Source organism: Thermopirellula anaerolimosa, assembly GCF_054657335.1.
Window position 1 is genome coordinate 2,965,188 of the sequence record NZ_BAAHYX010000006.1, and the last position, 18,573, is coordinate 2,983,760.

An 18,573-nucleotide genomic window follows, 5' to 3' on the forward strand; every position below is an offset into this window, starting at 1 on the left:
AAAGCGGCGGAGCGCGCCCGGCGAAACGGCATCAGCGGGACACGAATAGATTGTTCCGGTGGATGATCTCTTCGTAGGGCAACCATCCGAGGATTTGGGCGATCTGCTTGGTTCGCAGACCTTTGATGCGGCGCACCTCGTCCGCCGAGTAGTTGCTCACGCCCCGCGCGAACTCCACGCCTTGCGGATCCCGCAGGGCCACCAAATCGCCCTTCTGGAAGGAGCCGACCACGTCGGTCACTCCGATGGGCAGGAGACTGGTACCCCGACTCTCGATCGCCTGCCGGGCGCCGGCATCCACGACCACGTGCCCTCGCGGTTGAATGCTCAGCCCGAACCAGCGTTTTCTAGCCCCCACCGTTTCTCCCTGCGGGAAAAAGAGCGTGCCGACGGTTTCCCCGCGGATGATCTTGCGCAAGGCCCCCGGTTGCCGCCCCGCCGCGATGATGACGCTGCCGCCGGCGGTGGCCACCAATCGCGCCGCCCGCAACTTGCTCTCCATACCGCCTTTGCTCAGACCGGTCTTGCGATCGCGGACCAATTGGAACACGTCGTCGTCGAATCTGCGGACGAGCGGGATCAATTGCGATTGCGGATCGCGCGGATCGCCGTCGTACAGTCCCTCCACATCCGAGAGCAACACCAGCAACGGGGCGCCCAGCAGCGTCGTCACCAAGGCCGCCAAGCGATCGTTGTCGCCGAAGGTCATGCGCAACTCCTCGACCGCCACGGTGTCGTTCTCGTTGATGACGGGGACGGCGTCGTACCGATGCAGCAACGTCATCAAGGTGTTGCGCGCGTTGAGGTAGCTGATGCGGTTCTCGATCACGTCGGCGGTAAGGAGAATCTGCGCAGCGACGTCGCCGAAGCGCCGGAACTGTTCGTCGTAAGCCTCCACGAGAAGACTCTGTCCGATGGACGCAACAGCCTGAAGTTCGGCCAAATCGCTGGGTCGCTGCTTCAAACCCAGCCTTCCCATGCCGGCACCCACGGCGCCCGAGCTGACCAAGACCACCTTCCGTCCCGACTGCCGTATGTCGTGCAACTCTTCCGCCAATGCGGCGATCCGCTCTTCGTTCAGACGACCGTCGGAATGGGTCACGACCCGCGTGCCCACCTTCACCACGATTAGATTTGCCTCACCGGCAATCTCGCGACGCACCAAATCGATCATCATGGAAGACACCGCCGTGACTGAACGGGAAACGCGCGTCGAGTCCGTCTCTCGGAGCCGAAAACACCCCCACGCGAACGTCGTCGGCGCCGGGTAAGCCGACGGTCCCTTTGGCTTGGCACACGAGGGGGACCGAATCGCCGCCGTATGATCCCCGCCCGTCGCAGACGGCCTGACCGATGCACGCCGCACCCTCGCAATCCCTCATCCTAGCCCTTCATTTTTTTGCCGACAATGCGAGGTCCGCCGCGCTGCCCATTACTACGGCGAGATCACCGCCGAATCGGTTTTGCGCTTTGTCCGCCGGTTTGCCGACGACGGGAAACCGCGCCGCACCGCAGTGCATCTCCACGCGATGGGAAGATTTCAAGCGATGTCCGGGGGTTTGCTCACCACGCACGGGGGGGTAACATGGACAAAGACGGGACGCTTTCGACATGGATTCACCAACTGCGGCCTTCGCCCACGAAGTCGCCGCGGTTCCTATTTTTTCTGCGGCGCGGGACATGATCCCCCACCTTTTGCGGATTCTTTTGGCTCAGATCGCACAGTTGCTGAGCGGCGCCAGTGTCCGCTGGGTTGACTGTCAGCCCGATACCTGCCAACGCATCTATTTCGCCAATCACACCAGTCACTTGGACGCGGTGGTGATTTGGTCGTCGTTGCCGATGGCGGTGCGAGCGGTGACGCGACCGGTGGCGGCCAAGGACTATTGGGCGGCGGGACCGATTCGGCGCTACCTCTCCGAAAAGGTTTTCAATGCCCTCCTGATCGACCGGCAAGACATCAAGGTTCACCAAACGCCCATCCATGAGATTCTGAAAGCGGTGGGCGATCGCTATTCCCTGATCTTGTTTCCGGAGGGGGGGCGATCGTCGGGAGAGGACGTCGGCGAGTTCAAGAGCGGACTCTATCACCTCGCTCGCCGCCGCCCAGACTTGGAGTTGATACCCGTTTACTTGGACAACATGAACCGCATCCTGCCGCGGGGAGAGTTCTTGCCGGTGCCGCTTTTGACCCGAATCACCTTCGGCCCGCCCATGTGGCTGGAGCAGGGCGAACACAAGCAGGCTTTTTTGGAACGGGCCCGCGCCGCCGTGGTTCGCTTGCGTGATTTATAATCAAAGGCGAGCGTCCGCCTCGGCGGTCTTCGCGTCTTCGTCTTCCAGCGGTCTTCGCCGACCTTCGAGCAGAATATGGATGCCGTAGCCTGGGGTTTGATGGGGGGAGTCGTCGCGCTTTTGATCATCGCCACGGTGGTGGTCAATCTGCTGCGGCGCAGGCTTCCCGACCGACTCAATCCGGCCCTGCTGGAGAACATCTCCAGTCGGTTGCGGGCATGGTGGTTGCTGCTGGCCGGGTTGGCGGGGGCCTTGATGATCGGCAAGACCGCCACCGTCGTGCTGTTCTTCTTGATCTCGTTTTGGACGCTCCGCGAGTTCATCACCATCGCACCGACTCGACCGGGCGACCATCGCGCGCTGTTCTGGGTCTTCGTCCTCGCGACCCCCGCCCAATACATGCTGGTGGCCTTCGCTCAATACGAGTTGTTCGCCATTCTGATTCCCGTTTATGCCATGCTGTTCCTGCATGCGCGGATCGCCCTCTCCAACGATCCCGTGCAATTCTTGGAGCGGACCGCCAAGATCCAGATCGGACTGATGATCTGCGTGTACTGCCTCAGCTACACGCCCGCCCTATTGACCGCCTTGCCGCTGGATCCCAACGGTTATTCCCCCAACATTCGCCTGCTGTTTTTCTTCGTGCTGATCACGCAACTGAACGACGCGCTCCAATTCGCCTGGTCGCAATTGCCCAGTCGCCATTACATCGTGCCCAACATCAATCCCGCACGGACCTGGGAAGGGCTTTTGGGCGGAGCGGCCAGCGTGACGTTGATGGGAGCGCTGTTGAGTTGGGCCACGCCCTTCGCCTCGGGTTGGGTCGCCGCCGGGATGGCCTTGGCCGTGGCGTTGGCCGGGTTTGCGGGCGGAATCACCATGTCGGCCATCAAACGCGATCGCGGCGTCAAGGACTACGGCACGCTCGTGGAAGGGCACTCCGGCGTACTCGACCGACTGGATTCGCTCTGCTTTGCGGCCCCGGTCTTCTTCCATCTCACCAAGATTTACTTTCACTATTTCCCGTACGTCGCGGGATAGGCATTGCCCGTAATCACCGGGATTCTCGAATACCCGGTCGAAACGGACCTAAGTTGCCAATAGGAGACACCTATCGCCTCCAAGCGACGGCGCGGTCCCGAAGCAGGGATCGGGACGCCCGGCGCCGCTGCCATTTCGAAACAGAACAACCAACGGTGCGGCACCCGAACCCCGGTTGCCCTCACGACTGAAACGACTCTCGCATGACCGCTTCCGCCCGTATCATTGCCATCGGCGACATCCACGGCTATTCGCAATCGCTGGCCGCGCTGCTGAACGCCGTGCGTCCTCAGCCCGAGGACACCATCGTGACGCTGGGCGATTACGTGGATCGCGGGCCGGACAGCAAGGGCGTCCTCGAAATGCTCCTCGCCTTGGAACGGCATTGCCGATTGGTGCCGATCCTGGGCAATCATGACGAAATGATGCTGGACATCGCCCACGGGCGGACGGAGTTCTTCGAAAACTGGTTGAGCTACGGCGGGACGGCGACGCTGGCCTCTTACGGTTGCGCCCGGCCTTCGCAAATTCCCCCTTCGCACGTCGCCTTCTTGGAACGCTGCCGGGACTACTTCGAGACGGAGCATCACTTCTTCGTCCACGGCAACTATTGGCCCGGCCTGCCGCTGCCCGAGCATCGTGCTTTGGAACTCCGCTGGGAATCGCTGCGTCAGCGGACCCCCGGTCCCCACATGTCGGGCAAGGTCGCCGTGGTCGGCCATACGGCACAAAAAGACGGCGAAATCCTCGATCTCGGCTATCTCAAGTGCATCGACACGTGGTGCTACGGGGGAGGGTGGCTGACCGCGCTCGAGGTTCAAGAGGGAACGGTCTGGCAGGCCGACCAAGAGGGGCGTTTGCGCCCGTGACGATTCGGAGACTGCGTAGCATCGCTCGATCGTCGAACCCCTCGATGCGTCCCGCGGACCGCTGCCGCCGCGATCGGCTCAGTCGAAGTCGCTCTCCTCGCGATGCACGACGCGGCGGATCACGCGTTCCGTCCTTTCATTGATCGCGAAGAAGGGGCTGAACGTTGCCAATTCCGCCAAGTCCTCGAACAGCGTCGTCGCCCCCATGGCCTGCGCCAATCGGCAGGGACCGCCCCACCGCTGAGGAAAGCCCAGCCCAAACACCGCCGCCGCGTCCACGCTCCGCAGATCATCGACCACCCCGTCGGCCGGCAGGCGAAAGCCCTCCAGCATCATGCCCAGGATGACGCGGCGCACGATGTCCTCGCTCGGCGGTCGCGATTCGGCCTCGATCTCCCACCAAGCGCGAATCCAATCCTCGCACGTTTCATCTCGTTGCGGAGGCGTGGTCCACGCGGTCGTGCCGGCATAGCCGTAGAATCCGCTCCCGCATTTTCGGCCTAGCCGTTTTCGCTTGAGCAAGGTAACGAGGATCGGCGACGGGGCCACGCGATCGGGGAAGGCCTGCCACAGCACGCGACCGACTCGAAACGTGGTATCGATGCCGATTTCGTCCATGATCTTGCAGGGTCCGCCGACCCAGCCGCAGCGCTCGACGGCGGCATCGACCTGGTGCGGCAATAGTCCCTGCCGAAGCACTTGCAGCGCCTCGCTGAGGAACGGAAAAAGAAGCCGATTCACGACGAAGCCCGGTCCGTCGTTCACCTCCAGGGGCAGGCGGCCCAATCCCGTGATCCGGCGCCGCGCCGCATCCAAGACCTCCGGCGCGGTGGCGGGTGCTCGAACCACCTCCACCAGCATGCGATCCCGCACCGGATGAAGAAAGTGCAGCCCCAGAAAGCGATCCGGCCTCGTCAAGCCGGCGGCCAGGGTCGCCAGCGCTATGCTTGAGGTGTTGCTGGCCAGCACAGCCTCCCGATTCAAGACGGCCTCCAGTCGCGCCAGGAGGTCGCGTTTGACGGCTTCATCCTCCACCACGCACTCCAGCACGAAATCGCAGTCTCGGAGATCGGCGATCGTTTCGCTCAGACGCAGTCGGGGGAGTAAGACTTCGAGATCGGATTCCGCGACTCCCGCCGCCAAGCTATCTTGCGCAATCCGATCGGGCGCCGCTTGCAGGGCCTCCGATTGCACGTCTTGCAGGGTCACATGGTGACCGGATCGCAAGAACAAAGCGGCAATGGTACACCCCATCAGCCCGGCCCCGACGATACCGGTCCGCCCCGCCGTTTTCCCCGCGTCCGCATGCCCAAACGCCGGAACGCTCGCCGGAGAGCTTATCGCGAATGAAGGCAGGTCGTTGGTCGGTTGGCCGGTTTCCCGTGCCGTGCTGCTTCGCGTGCAATATCGCCGCAGTTCGCGGACGTATTCCGCCGAGTCGGGCAGACCCGGATGGGAGTCGTCCAACAGGAGTTTCCAGACGGCGGTCATGGCTGCCGCTCCGGCGAAGCGGCCCTCGGCACGGGGTCGGGCGGAACCGCCTCGACGCGTGTCGCCTCACGATCGCCGCCCAGAGGATAAGCCTTGGCGAACTCCTCTCGCAGCGCATCCAAGAGCGCTGCGTTTTCGGCGGGAGCGGCTTGCCAGGGAAAGTCGCGTGCGGGAGGCCACCGCTCGGAGAGTCGCTCATGCGACAATTTGCGCGCGGCGAACACTTGTGACGCCAGGCCTTGCAGAAAGAGCGGAGCGGCCTGCCGCCACGGCCAGCGCGAAACGGAACGAATCACCTCCACTTGGATGTCGCCGCCGGGATCCTGCAACAGACGCCACGCCGCCGCCCCGACCTGGTCGTCCGGTCGGTCCGAGGGTTGGACTTCCGCTAAAAGCCGGGCAGCGTGAAGACGAACATAGGGCGAGCGGTCGCTCGCGGCACGGCGCAGCGCGTCCATGTCGCCCGCCATTACCAGGGCCTTGGCCGCCGCCGCGCGAAAGGCTTCCCCCTCCGCCTCGGCTAAGCGCCGCAGTTCGTCCCGCGCGGTCGGTGTGTGGATTCGGCCCAAGGCGGCCACGGCCGCCAACCGCACGGCCAAGTCGGTATCCGTCAGCGCCGCACGGACCGCCGCCTCCAACTCGGGATCCGCGCCATCGATTCGCTCCAGCGCTGCGATGCGGTCCGCGGAGCGCAAACTCTTCAACGCGCCGGCCAGGCTTTCGCGTGACGATTCTTCCACCCGAGCGACCTTTTCATCGGTTACGATTCGTTCTTTCGCCGGGTCAACCGTGCCGCCCCCGTCGTCCAACCGGGGAGGCACTTCGCCCGACTTCGATTTCGAGGCCGTTCCCACCCCTTCGCCGTTTCGGGGATCGCTTTCCGGCATCACCTCTTGCGTTGATTCGGGCGGTGACGGTCGATTGGAGGACGCGGTCTGACGGGGTTCGCCGATCGAGGGCAGGCTGGAACAACCGCAGACGCAGCAGAGAACCGCGAGCGGCAAGAGCGACCGCCGGAGTACGAACCCTTTTTTCGCCGGCAGCACCTGCCGCCTGACGGCCCACGAGAGTTGCCGCGCGAACGACGTCGCGACGGTTCGTCGATTGCAGGGAGATTCCGCGTCCATGCGTCCGGTCGTCCTTCCCGGCTTGGGTTTACCCGGCGGGCGCTGCCGCGGTCGCGGGAGCCCCGGTCGCAGCCGGGGCGGCGGGTGCCGCCGGTTGCAGACCCTGCACCGCCGTGCTCAGCGTACCCAAGGCTTGCGGCAATCGCTGGAGCAAGTCGGCGTTGGGATCCCGGGCGTTGGCCGCGTCGTTCAGCGCCTTGGTCACGCCGTCCAGCGCCGTGGAGAGCTTCCCGGCGGCTTGTTCCACGGGTTGTCCGCTCACAGCGCTCCGCACGGCACGCAAGCCCGTCTGGGCCGAGTACACATACGACGCGATTTTCCGCGACGACAGTTTATTAGCGCTCCCGGCCAGTGAGGCCTGCACATCGGCCACGCACAAATCGAGCACCATCTTACCCAGCGCCTGAGCCATCCCGGCAAAGTCCGCGCCCTGGGCGGAGGCCAGGTTCAATCCACCCAAGGCTTGAGCCGCGGCCAATCGCACGCGAACGGGTTCCGCGGCGTCGCCCACCATGCCCGCCAAAGCCTGCACGACTTGCGCATTGGCGCCCAAGGCCTGCATTCCTCCCAAGATGCCGATCGCGCGAGCACGGAACCAGGCGTGTACCTCAGGCTCGCGTCCCGCCGGCGGATTCTTCTCTTGCGCCATGCTCAACAGCAACGGGATGACCTGCGAATTCAGGACGTTCGCGTCGGCAATGCCGACCACGCAGTGCCGCTCCAATCCCACCAGGGCGGCCAGTTTCACGGCGTCGCTTTGCTGGGCGTCGGTGAGCGCTTCGATGAGGACGGGCAAAGCGGCAGCGCACGGCGCCGGAGGCTGGGAACTGCCGACGCCCCGCTCGCGATCGTTCAATTCACCAATCGCCAGCATCGCCGTCACTCGCACCGCCGGATCGAGTTGATCGTTCTTGACGTAATCGGTCAACGTCTGGACGGCGAGTTGCACCAAGAGATCGTGCGGCGGACCGCCCGCCCGGCCCATGTTCCCCAATTCCGAGTTCGTGAGCTGCGTCCGCAACTGTTGCAACTTGGGGCGGTTAGCCGATTGCGTCCAGCTAGGAAGAAAGTAGTTGACGTAATAGTCGCGGAAGACCTGCTGTCCGTTGGAGACCGCGTTGAAGTTGCCGTCACGGAGCATCCTTTGTACGTTCTGGCGCTGGGCCGCCAAGGATTCATCCACCGTCAGCTCAAGGTAATTGGGCACTGTCGGGGGAATGGGTTTCGGCTCGGGCACCTCCGGCGTGGTGCCGGGGATCGGGGGAAGTCCGGGGATGTTCGGAACGCCGCCCGGCGGTGCGCCCCCCGGCGGCGGTGCGCCCGGTCCCGGCGGCGGACCCGGCGGTTGCGCCGCGACCATGCCCCAGGTCCACAATGCCGCCCCTAATGTCGCGGTCCCCATCAACAAAACCGCGACGCCGCGACGAGCCGGGAAGATCGAGAAGATAGCGCCCAACAGATATAGCATGTTCTTCATTTCCGTTGCCAAACGGACCGACGAAAGGGGACGAGAAACCACCTTTTAGGCTACTCTCGACCGAATCGGCATGTCAAGCTAAACCTCAACCACATCGCAGCTTTTGATTGATCGTGACGTTCCAGGGCGGTAAACTTCCCTTCAACACTTGGGCACCCCGGCGGCAAGCGAGACGACTCGGTCGCCGTAGGGCGTTTGCGCGTGCGTCTTTTGGTCCCTTAGCCTGGGAGAATCCGCCATGAAACACCCCAGCGCCGGTTGCGTCGTGCTCGTCTTGGCCGCGCTTTGCGTCGTTCCAACGCCGCCGCCCGCTGCCGCGGAGGAGGATCCCTATCGCGTATTGGCCGAAAAGGAAGATTTCGGCCCGCCGGGCGAAATGATGACCCAGTATCTTTTCGTGCAGGTCACCCAGGCCGAACAGGCTTGGAAAGACGCCTACGAGGCCCGCACGACGCCGGAGGCAATCCAGGACTATCAAAGGCGTCTCAAGGAGGAATTCGTGAGCCGCATTGGAGGGTTTCCGGAACCGACGCCGCTGAACCCTCAAGTCGTAGGCTCGCTCCAACGGCGCGGTTATCGCGTGGAGAAGATCATCTTCGAAAGCCAACCGCGGCACTTCGTCACCGCCGCCCTCTTTTTGCCGGATGCCGACCGCTATCCGCCGCCGTATCCCGGGGTTCTGGTGCCTTGCGGGCACTCCAACGACGCGAAAGCCTATCCCAACTACGCCGGTTACGGTGCGCTTTTGGCGACGAACGGATTGGCGGCCTTGGTTTTCGATCCTATCGACCAGGGCGAGCGGCATCAATGGCAGGACGCCGACGGCAAGTTCACCCTCTGGGGCACCTCCGCCCATAACATGGTCGGCAAGGGCTGCATCCTTTTGGGATGGAATACCGCGCGGTACGAAATCTGGGACGCCATGCGGGCGGTCGATTATCTGCAATCGCGACCCGAGATCATCGCCGACAAAATTGGCTGTTCCGGCATCAGCGGCGGCGGTACGCAAACCGCCTATCTGATGGCCTTGGACCCTCGTATTCAAGCGGCGGCGCCGGGTTGCTACATTTGCGGCCTGTTTGGGCGACTGTTGAAAACGAACGGCCCCCAAGACGCCGAGCAAAACATCTTCGGACAACTAGCTTGGGGCATGGATCACGCCGATTACTGCATGATGCGGGCACCGCAGCCCACCCTCTTGCTGACAGCCACACGCGACTATTTCGATATCGAAGACGCCTGGGCATCCTTCCGCATGGCCAAGAGGCTGTATGGTCGCTTAGGCTACCCGGAACGCATGGAGTTGGCGGAAACGGACCAGGAACACGGCTTCACCAAGCAACTCCGCGAGGCCTCCGTGCGCTGGATGCTCCGCTGGTTGGCCGGGCGCGATGAGGCGGTCTTCGAACCCGACGACCTCGATGTCCCCAACAAGGCCGACCTGCAATGCACGCCGCAAGGCGAAGTGATGCTACTGCCGGGAGCGCGATCGGCCTACGACTTGAACCGGGATCAGGCGGCGGCGCTGACCGCCCGGCGGCAACGACTGTGGAGCGAAACGCCGCGCGAAGTATTGGTGCGGCAAGTCGCTCAAACGGCGGGCATCCGTCCGATCGACGACTTGCCGGAGCCCAAGGTCGATGTGCGCGGCGACCTGGAGCGGCCCGGTTACCGCGTGCAAAAGCTCGTTTTCCAAGTCGAAGAGGGCGTGGTCCTGCCTGCCTTGCTCTTCGTGCCGGAGGGTGCGCCCACGGGCAAGGTCCTGTATGTCCACGAGAAAGGCAAGGCCGCCGACGCTGCCCCCGGCGGGGCCATCGAGTTGCTCGTTCGGTCGGGCAAGATCGTCTTGGCCGTCGATCTCCGCGGCACGGGTGAGACGCAGCGAACCGGCCAGCGGTATTTTCAGACCGATTTCCACGGACCGGACGGGCAAGACTTCTACGTCGCCTATTTGCTCGGGCGATCGTACGTGGGCATGAGGGCCGAGGATTTGACGATTTGCGCCCGTTGGTTGCGGCGGAACCATGCACCGCAAGACGCCGCCGCGGAGTTGATCGCGGTGGGCCACCTGGGTATTCCGGCGCTCCATGCCGCGGTAGCCGCACCCGATCTGTTCGGCCCGGTGACGCTGGTCCGACCCTTCGTCTCGTGGACGAACGCGATCGAGTTGGGCGTCAACAAACTGCCGCTGGTGGGGACGGTCCACGGCGCGCTGGCGCTCTACGATCTGCCCGACCTGGCCGCCCTGCTGGGCGATCGGTTGCACACGGTCGAACCGGTGGACGCTATGGGACGCCCGCTACAGTGAAGCCGACGTCACGGTCTCGCGGCGCCAACGCCACTGTAGTCGCGCCGCCGAAAAAACCATTCCCCAGCGGGTCAGTCGATTTCCACCAAGTAGTACGGCGTTCGATCTCGGGCGCCGTCGATCGTGAATCGACCGCGTTCGACGGGCAATTCCCGGCCCGTCTCTTGTCCCGCCTGATCCAGGACCAGAACGCGAATCTTGCCTTGCCGGCGGATGGTGATTTCCGCAGAAACCGGTTCCATGCGGACCGGTCCTTCCCCCGGCACCAGCAACCGCGCTCCGTCGGGGGAGACCTTGGCGTTGGTGTTGCGGGCGCGAGCCATCGCGGTGATCAGCAGTTCGCGTGAACCGGTCAGCGTGCCGTCTCTCTCGCGTGCCGTGACATAGACGGCCCCGAAGCGACTGCGCGGCGCAAGGACCACCTCGCCCAAGTCGAAGACTTCGCCCCGGAAAAAGCCGACGGCGGCCTTGGTCGCCGGGGTATTGATGGTGATGCAGCCGCCGCCGTTCGCATCGCCTTCCCTCCACACCAAGCGACCGGTTGACGCAACGATGGCACCGTCGCGGAGATACGGGCTGAAATCGAACGGCGGCGTCGGGCGGAAGGCGTCCGTAAACGTGACGACGCATCGCGCCGCGGCCAAGGCCTCGGCGGGCACCTGGCTCCCGCTCAACTCCTTCGCGTCGTACCCTTGAACCACGCGATCCTCGAATCCCAGTTTGCCCTCGAAGAGCGAGGGGATGTGCACGTTGCGCGAGACGACGCGGTCGGATTCGATCACGTCGCCGCGAAGCACCTGCCGCGCCACCGCGGGGAAAACGCCGAGCACTTGCGGGGCTGTGACGTCCCATTGCTGCCGTCCCAGTCGCTTGCTGAAGCCCCCGTCGTCCCCGTTCTGGAACATGAAGGAGACGTCCCAGCCTTGCAATCCCATGCCGTAGGCGCCGATGACCGCCGGTCCTTCCACGCCCATTTCGTTGGGGAAAACGTGAATCCACTCGGACAGCATGAAGGGGCGATCCGCCGCCTGCTGCAAGCCGCTGCTGAGCATGCCCGACCCCGCCCGCGACAGCATCGTCGCATTCACCTTATCGCCGCCGAAATAGTTGTGGCGATCGATGGTACCGACCAAATAATCGGAATGCAGGTTGGCGAAGTGACTGAACGCCCGCCCGGCCTGCCAATTGGACGCTACCAACTCGCCCGAATAACCGGCCTCTCGCACCGCATTGACGTACCGCCCGTAGAATTCGCACTGCAATTCATACAGGAACTGTAGCGTGTCCAGCAATCGCTGCTTGCGGAAGGCTTGCGACCCTTCCAACTGATCGGGGTCCCAAAACCAGGGATTTCCCAGCGGCAGGATCGTTCCCCGCTCCAGTCGCTCCGCTTCCATCCCGGGCATTTCATTGGAGAAACTGTCCAGGGCCGCTTTCCCCCAGGCTTCCACCAGCTTCTCTTGGCTGCCGTATTTCTCGGTCAACCACCGGCAAAAGCGCTCGCCCACCGTCCGCCGCAACGTCGCGCTTTTCTTGAGCGGTTCCATGGAGGAGTAGAAGAGGATGCTTTGCTCATTGATGATCTCGATGAAAGCCACGACCGGATCTTCCGCGTAGGTCAATCCCGTGTAGGGGTTTCGGTGTTCCAAAATGCGGCGAATCTGGCGGATTTGCACGTCCTGCAACTCCGGCGAGTAATGCACGGCGCTGTGCGGCGGGCGAATGCGTGCCGGCTTCCCCGAAAAGGAGCCGAATTCTTCGATGTACGGCACGTATGGCACATCCTTCGGCCCCAGGGACGGCGTCCCGAAATGCGCGGAGAGCTTGACGAAGATGCCGGCCTCCTTGAACTTCGCCACCTGGTAGTCCATGCGATCCAAGGCTTCGGGATCGAAATCCAGGCAGCTTTCCGGGGACTGAATGCCAGCCCAACCGGGCCCGTCCGCAAACTTGTGCAGGCGCACGGCGTTGATTCCGTAACGGGAATAGAGCCGCGCACGCTTCTCCGCCAGTTCCTTTTCCGGCGCACAGGCGCTATAGCACAGGTTAAGGCCCCACAGCTTGATCGGCCGATCGCCGTCATAGAGCTTGTCGTCGCGGCGGACAATGCGTCCGCGTCCTCCCGCCGGCTTTTCCAGCCAGTCCTCCAGTCCGATCCGGCTTCCCTCCTCCAAGCCCGCGGCCGTCCAATCGTACCACGTTTCCATTCCCGGTTCGTCGGGGATGTCGGCCGTAGTGGGATACCAGGTCATGTCGTCGGGCAATTCCAAAGTCAGTCCAATCCGCGGATTCTGCGAAGCCTTGAGATGGTCGGCCGCCAAGACGATCCGCGCCGCCCCGTCGGCCTGAATCGTGACGGGAGACGCAAATTGCAGCGTGGTCGTGCGACCGGCGTCGTCGCGCAAGACCATTTCCTTGACGTCGCGACCAAGAACGCCGCGGCCGAAAGGGATATTCACGCGAGTTTCACCGTCCGCACCGCGGAGGACGCCCTGCCGTCCCTGAAAGGCCCGACCGGTCGCCATCTCCAGCACGATCAACGTGAGATCGGTGTCGCGTTCGGCCTTCAACTCCACGGACAGGGCGAGGCGTTTCGCGCCCGCCGGTTCCGCGCGAAGGACGCCGCGAATCGGGACTCCCGTCCCGCCCAGCACGGCGGAAAGGTCGCTCACCGCGGCGACCCCTTCCTTGCGGGTATCGGCCTTGATGCCCGTCCAGGCCCAATTCGGTCCCCAGGCGACCATTTGAAAGCGGAGATAGTCGCCTCCGCGATCGCTGACCACCAATTCCCGGCCTTGAATAAGATAGGCATCCGAGGCCGCATACGCTTGGCCGCACAACGCGGTCCACCCCAACACCAGGCCCACGATGACCGTGGTGAAACAAGTCGAAAGTCGCCTATTTTTGTCCATGTCGCACATTCTCCCATCCGTCGCGTTCTTAGAAGCAGAAGAGTGTTGGAACGTCGGGTGGCAAGGTCGTTCCCAAAGGCTAGGGGCAGGCCAGCGCCACCGATTGTCAAACTGCGACCGCCCCCGCGGTTCGGAAGCGTGGCGACGGCGCGCAGTCCTTCGGCCAAGTATAGTTGCCGCCGATTTCGGTCGCCACGTCGCACGGATGACCGTCGCAGCCCGACGCACGGCGCCGTCACTCTCCTTGCCGGGGATTGTGGCGCAGGCCAAGCCGCACTATTCTGCGGTGAAAAGGGGAATAGGGAGGGCCGAGATCGGCCCCGCTCGAGCAAACGGGAGGACCCCGCGAAATGGACTGCAAAAAAGATCGCAATCTGGGCTTTTGCACCTGCACCTACGAACCCTGCTCGCGCAAGGGCGTGTGCTGCGACTGCCTGCAATACCACCTGAGGAATCGGCAACTGCCGGGTTGTTGCTTCCCAAAGAGCGCTGAAGCGACCTACGATCGCTCTTTCGCCCATTTCGCGCGATTGGTGCAAGAGGGAAAGGTCTGACTCGTTTCACGCCGATGGGACATCCCCATGCGGCGTGCGAAGACGATACCGGCGGCGATCGCGCCGCAGCACGCCCCAATCGCGGCGGTTTGCATATCGGGGGCCGGAAAAAACTCGCTCCGCTTTCGGTGAAGGCGATGCGCGCACGGGGTCTTCGGTTCAGCCGCGAAGGTGTCGGGCGAACCATTCCCGGGTGCGTCGCCACATCTCATCCGAGAGCACGTGGCCCGCCCCCGGTTCGATGTAATGGCTGAAGTTCTCTTCCGCGCCGGCGTCACGATAGGCCGCTCGAATGATTTCGATCCCTTGGCGGACCTCGGGAATGGGACTGCCGCCGTCCTCTTCGCCGAAGTTCAGGTGCAAGGCTCGCGGCGCCGTCAAGGCGGCAATATCCGGCGTGTCGCCGTACTGCAACCAACCGGGGATAAAGTTCGGGAAGCAGTGTAGGATGTGCGTGCGGTGGATGGCCGCGTAGGTCGGCAAGCAGCAGTTGCCCACCAAGCACCGCAAACGCTCCTCCCAAGGCCCCACCAACCACGTGAACGTGGAACCCATCGAATGCCCGTAACAGCCGATGCGATCGGCTTGCACGTACGGCAGGCTCACCAGCAGATCGATCGCCCGGCGCATGTCCAGGATGTTCTTCCAGGCCATGCATTTCCCCTGCACCACGTAGCGGAGGAACTCGAATCGCTCATAATCGCCACCCTTCAGATGGGGGCTTTGCCGCTCTTCGAAGCAGAGGGCGTCGGGACATAACACCACGTACCCTTCGCGTGCCAAGGCCGCGCCCGTGTGGTGCATGGGATTTCCCGCCAAGCCCGCCGGTTCGCTCTTGCCCAGGTGCCACTCGCCGTTGTGTTGGTGCCACACCGCGACGGCGGGTGCGGGATGGGCTTCGTCCACGCCGTCCGGCACCAGCAGCAAGGCGGGGACCCGATCTCCCGGTTCCACCTCGTAACGCACGCTCAGCAGGCGATAGCCGTCTTTCTGCTCGACTTCGCCCCACTGCGGATCGAGAGGCTTCGGCTCCGGCCAAGGCCCGCCCAAACTTTGCAAGAGCTTGCTCTTTAGGTATTCCTTGCGATCCACGAGAATGCCCTCCGAAGAGGCCGGCGGCGCACACATCGAATGACCGACAATCCCCCTATTCCTCAACCGCCCAGTTCGGCGCGTCCCATCGGTTCGTACACCGGTCCGCTCGGTTGCAATTCGCTGGAGAAAACCACCACTTCGTCCACCGAGGACGGCCCGAATTCCAGGTCCTGCACTTCGCGGATCATTTCCGCGAGGTCCTGAACGGCTTGATCCTGCTTGCGAACCCGCCCCAACGTGAGATGGGCTTGGAATCGTCGCGCCTCGCGCGGGTAACCCAGCGAGTGGAGGGCCGACTCGACCCGGGCATTGAGATCGCTCATTTGCTCGGCGCCGTAGTCCACGCCCAACCACAGCACCCGCGGACGCGCGAGCGAGGGAAAAGCCCCCACTCCGCGGACCTCGATGGAGAATGGTTCCACCGCCGCGACCGACTGCTCGACCGCCAGGCAGACGTGATAGACGTCCCGCAGGTCCACATCCCCCAAAAACTTCAGGGTGATATGCATCTGTCGGGTATCGACCCAGCGCACGTCGGCGCCGCTCTGTTGCAGGCGGCGAATCAATTTGGCGGCCCGATTGCGAACCCCCTCATCGACTTCAACGGCGACAAAGGTCCGAACCTTCCCCTTCATAAATATCACTCCGACCCGCCCGGCGAACGCGGCGGACGAGATTGCCGCACCACATCCTAAAAAGCCAACATCCGGCGATACTCTTCCATGCGGTGTTCCAGGTCGTCGCGCGTGATTTTGAGAAGACGATCGACGCTGAAATCCTCGACCGTGAAACTGGCGGCGACAATCCCGTAGGCCATCGCGCGTTTGAGCGTCTCGGGCGAGTAATCGGCCTGTTCGGCCAAATAGCCCATCATGCCGCCCGCGAAACTGTCGCCCGCCCCCGTCGGATCCGCCACGCGGTCCGTGGGATAGGCCGGCAACACGTACATCTCGTGCTTGCTGAAGAACAGCGCCCCGTGCTCGCCCTTCTTGATGACGATGAAGCGCGGCCCCATTTCCAGCAGCGATCGCCCGGCGCGGAGCAGGTTTTCGTCTTCCGCCAACAGTTTCGCCTCGGCGTCGTTGAGCACCAGACCGTCCACGCGACGCATCAGTTCACGCAATTCCTGCGGTTCGTTGCGAATCCAGTGATCCATTGTGTCGGCCACGGTCAACATCGGTCCCACGCATTGCGACAGGACGTTCAATTGCATCTTCGTCGAACCGTTGGCCAGGAACAGGAACCTGCAACGACGCAATTCCTCCGGCAGGACCGGGTTGAAGTTGGCCATGACGTTGAGTTGAACGTCCAGCGTCTCACGATCATTCATGTTGGAGAAGTAGCGCCCCCGCCAAAAGAACGTCTTGGCCCCCGGCACCACTTGCAATCCGCTCGTATCCACGCCTTGGTCTTGCAACAGCTTCGTGTACTCGGTCGGCCAATCCTCGCCGACAACGCCCACCAGGCGCACGCCGGTGAAGAACCTCGCCGCCAACGAGAAATAGACGGCGGAACCGCCCAAGACGCGATCCCGTACCGCTTGCGGCGTCTCTACGCTATCGAAGGCAACCGAACCTACAACCACCAAGGGCATCTCGCTGTTCTCCCAACCTGTCATTTCCCATCGAAGATCGCCCGCGGCGCATCGCGGAAAGCGGCCCACCCGTCGCACGGGACCCCTGCTTCGGCGGCAAGGAAATCCGCTCCCGTCCCCGCGGCTTTTTCAACATGTTACACGGACCGGGCGCCGTCTGCATGTGGGAGTCCGAGCATGGCTTCCCCGGCGACCGGAACCTTCCTCACTCGGCGCCCTGCGGAGTTCCCCATCGATCGCCCGGTTGAAGCCGATAGCCTCGCAGAAAGTCCTCGGCCGACATCACACGTTTGCCGGCGGGTTGCAGAGCACGGACCAGCACGGCATCCTCTCCCGCCGCGACCAGAATTCCGCGAGGTCCGGCATCCAGAACCGTGCCGGGTGCCGCCGCCGGATCCGTCCGCGCCGCGGTTTGCACGCTCTCCAAGATCAGTCGCAAGGGCGGTTTGCCGGGTCGCAACCAATAGGTGTACGTCTTGGGCCACGGGACCATCGCGCGAACCTGGTTGCGAATCGCCTCCGCCGAACGACGCCAATCCACCAGCCCGTCCGTCTTTTTGAGCTTCGGGGCCTTGCAAGCCGCGGCGGGATCCTGCGGCAGGGCCTCCAGCAAGCCCGCCTCCAAATTGTCGATCGTGCGCAACATCAACCACGCGCCGATGTCTGCGAGTCGCGTCTCCAATTCCGCGGCGGTCTCGTCCGGCAGGATGTCCACCTCGCTCTGCGCAATCACGGGGCCGGCGTCCACTTGCGGCGTCATGTGGATCACGCTGACGCCGGTGGTCTTTTCGCCGTGGTAGACGGCCCACTGAATGGGCGCGGCGCCGCGATACTTGGGCAGCAACGAAGCGTGCAAGTTGACCCCGCCGAGTCTGGCGGCAGCCAGCGTCTGCGCCGACAGAATCTGCCCGTAATCGCACACCACCAGCAAATCCGCATCCCAAGACGCGATCGTCCTGCGAGCCTCTTCCTCGTTGATATCCGGCGGATCGAAGACGGGAACGCGGTGGGCCGCCGCGATTTCGCGCAAAGGGCTGGGGGGCACACTGCGACCGTCCCGCACGGTGGGCGCGGTCACCAACCACAGCACCGCGTGCCGCGATTCCAACAGCCGACGAAATGTGGGGACGCCGAACGGGCCGGTCCCGACCATTACAAGCCGCATGTTCGCCCGACTACCCTGCCGTCCGCCGACAACGGGCCGCCCAAAAGACTGTGCACCGAGCGGTCGCCGAGACGGAGCGAAAATGAGTAAACGGAGTCTTCTCCCCCGGCAAAACCCGCTCGCGACAACGAGCACCAACTCCACAAGCCATCAGCATATCGCGACCGGAAAGCGACGTCACCCCCATCCAAAGCGGTGTTCGCCTGCTGTTGGGCTCTTGCAAAGAGGGTCAAGAACCTGCTTTACAGAACCGGGAACTGAAACATGAAAGGCAAGCCGGCCCCGATAATAGACCGCTTGACACCGAGGAACACCGAAGACACGATACCGCCGCGGGTCGCCAACCGTGGCATCTCGCGACGCGGGACGGACCATTCCGCGCGGGATACAAATGGAGCCTCGGGCGTCAGCTCCAGGTGGATCCCGATGTGGATGTAGCGCCGCAAAGCCTCGAAATCACAACGCAATCGCTGTGCCCCCACCGCCGGCTTACGTCGGCGGCTCATTCTTGCCGTTCACGCAATCAACGCGAGTCGTGAGCTCACGTGCAGCGCGCAAACACAAACCCAAGGCACTGCGCACCGCCTCGCCCTGAACCTTAGCCGCAGGTCAGATCGCCGATGTTGCGTTCTTTGCGATGAGAGA

At 63.5% G+C, this 18,573-nt stretch carries 14 protein-coding genes; 5 read left to right on the top strand and 9 right to left on the bottom strand.

The annotated features are described in order from the left end of the window. Window positions 1-31: 31 nt before the first annotated feature. Window positions 32-1,177 carry a glutamate 5-kinase gene (proB, locus tag ACYQ6J_RS16600; protein WP_460185312.1) on the bottom strand — a complete coding sequence of 382 codons (1,146 nt, stop codon included), beginning with the start codon at window positions 1,175-1,177 and terminating at the stop codon, window positions 32-34. Window positions 1,178-1,611: 434 nt separating this feature from the next. On the opposite strand from proB, the gene ACYQ6J_RS16605 reads away from it, so the two are divergent. The 3 genes from ACYQ6J_RS16605 to ACYQ6J_RS16615 all read left to right on the top strand — a co-directional run bounded on the left by ACYQ6J_RS16605 (window position 1,612) and on the right by ACYQ6J_RS16615 (window position 4,205). Then, the gene (locus ACYQ6J_RS16605; protein WP_460185313.1) at window positions 1,612-2,295 is read left to right on the top strand and encodes a lysophospholipid acyltransferase family protein; all 684 of its coding nucleotides are present in this window, start codon (window positions 1,612-1,614) and stop codon (window positions 2,293-2,295) included. Between the two features lie 75 nt (window positions 2,296-2,370). Continuing rightward, window positions 2,371-3,336, top strand: coding sequence for a phosphatidate cytidylyltransferase (locus ACYQ6J_RS16610; RefSeq protein ID WP_460185314.1), 966 nt, complete (start codon window positions 2,371-2,373; stop codon window positions 3,334-3,336). 203 nt (window positions 3,337-3,539) lie between these two features. Next, window positions 3,540-4,205 (top strand): metallophosphoesterase family protein, encoded by a 666-nt coding sequence (locus ACYQ6J_RS16615; protein WP_460185315.1) that lies wholly within the window; start codon window positions 3,540-3,542, stop codon window positions 4,203-4,205. Window positions 4,206-4,283: 78 nt separating this feature from the next. Here ACYQ6J_RS16615 and ACYQ6J_RS16620 read toward each other — a convergent pair whose 3' ends face one another. From ACYQ6J_RS16620 to ACYQ6J_RS16630, 3 genes are read right to left on the bottom strand one after another with little or no spacing between them, the layout of a single operon-like run. Then, window positions 4,284-5,696 carry a 3-hydroxyacyl-CoA dehydrogenase family protein gene (locus ACYQ6J_RS16620; RefSeq protein WP_460185316.1) on the bottom strand — a complete coding sequence of 471 codons (1,413 nt, stop codon included), beginning with the start codon at window positions 5,694-5,696 and terminating at the stop codon, window positions 4,284-4,286. Further along, window positions 5,693-6,823 (bottom strand): HEAT repeat domain-containing protein, encoded by a 1,131-nt coding sequence (locus tag ACYQ6J_RS16625; RefSeq protein ID WP_460185317.1) that lies wholly within the window; start codon window positions 6,821-6,823, stop codon window positions 5,693-5,695. Before ACYQ6J_RS16625 ends, ACYQ6J_RS16620 begins: the two co-directional genes overlap by 4 nt. A gap of 28 nt (window positions 6,824-6,851) precedes the next feature. Next, window positions 6,852-8,291 carry a HEAT repeat domain-containing protein gene (locus ACYQ6J_RS16630; protein ID WP_460185318.1) on the bottom strand — a complete coding sequence of 480 codons (1,440 nt, stop codon included), beginning with the start codon at window positions 8,289-8,291 and terminating at the stop codon, window positions 6,852-6,854. Between the two features lie 247 nt (window positions 8,292-8,538). Here ACYQ6J_RS16630 and ACYQ6J_RS16635 point away from each other — a divergent pair, with 247 nt between their 5' ends. After that, window positions 8,539-10,608: an alpha/beta hydrolase family protein gene (locus ACYQ6J_RS16635; protein ID WP_460185319.1), complete on the top strand. Its 2,070-nt coding sequence runs from the start codon at window positions 8,539-8,541 to the stop codon at window positions 10,606-10,608. Window positions 10,609-10,679: 71 nt separating this feature from the next. On the opposite strand, the gene ACYQ6J_RS16640 is transcribed toward ACYQ6J_RS16635, so the two are convergent. Continuing rightward, window positions 10,680-13,520, bottom strand: a complete 2,841-nt coding sequence (locus tag ACYQ6J_RS16640; RefSeq protein ID WP_460185320.1) for an alpha-amylase family protein — start codon at window positions 13,518-13,520, stop codon at window positions 10,680-10,682. 350 nt (window positions 13,521-13,870) lie between these two features. On the opposite strand from ACYQ6J_RS16640, the gene ACYQ6J_RS16645 reads away from it, so the two are divergent. Beyond that, window positions 13,871-14,074: a DUF6485 family protein gene (locus ACYQ6J_RS16645; protein WP_460185321.1), complete on the top strand. Its 204-nt coding sequence runs from the start codon at window positions 13,871-13,873 to the stop codon at window positions 14,072-14,074. Between the two features lie 159 nt (window positions 14,075-14,233). Here the strand turns inward: ACYQ6J_RS16645 and ACYQ6J_RS16650 are convergent, their stop codons facing one another. The 4 genes from ACYQ6J_RS16650 to fmt all read right to left on the bottom strand — a co-directional run bounded on the left by ACYQ6J_RS16650 (window position 14,234) and on the right by fmt (window position 17,928). Beyond that, a complete protein-coding gene (locus ACYQ6J_RS16650; RefSeq protein WP_460185322.1) occupies window positions 14,234-15,166 on the bottom strand; it encodes a dienelactone hydrolase family protein in 933 nt (310 codons plus the stop codon). A gap of 62 nt (window positions 15,167-15,228) precedes the next feature. Beyond that, entirely contained in the window at window positions 15,229-15,804 is a 576-nt protein-coding gene (gene thpR / locus ACYQ6J_RS16655) for an RNA 2',3'-cyclic phosphodiesterase (RefSeq protein ID WP_460185323.1), read from the bottom strand. 56 nt (window positions 15,805-15,860) lie between these two features. Continuing rightward, window positions 15,861-16,763 carry a PfkB family carbohydrate kinase gene (locus ACYQ6J_RS16660; RefSeq protein WP_460185324.1) on the bottom strand — a complete coding sequence of 301 codons (903 nt, stop codon included), beginning with the start codon at window positions 16,761-16,763 and terminating at the stop codon, window positions 15,861-15,863. Between the two features lie 205 nt (window positions 16,764-16,968). Then, the gene (fmt, locus tag ACYQ6J_RS16665; RefSeq protein WP_460185325.1) at window positions 16,969-17,928 is read right to left on the bottom strand and encodes a methionyl-tRNA formyltransferase; all 960 of its coding nucleotides are present in this window, start codon (window positions 17,926-17,928) and stop codon (window positions 16,969-16,971) included. Window positions 17,929-18,573 lie beyond the last annotated feature (645 nt).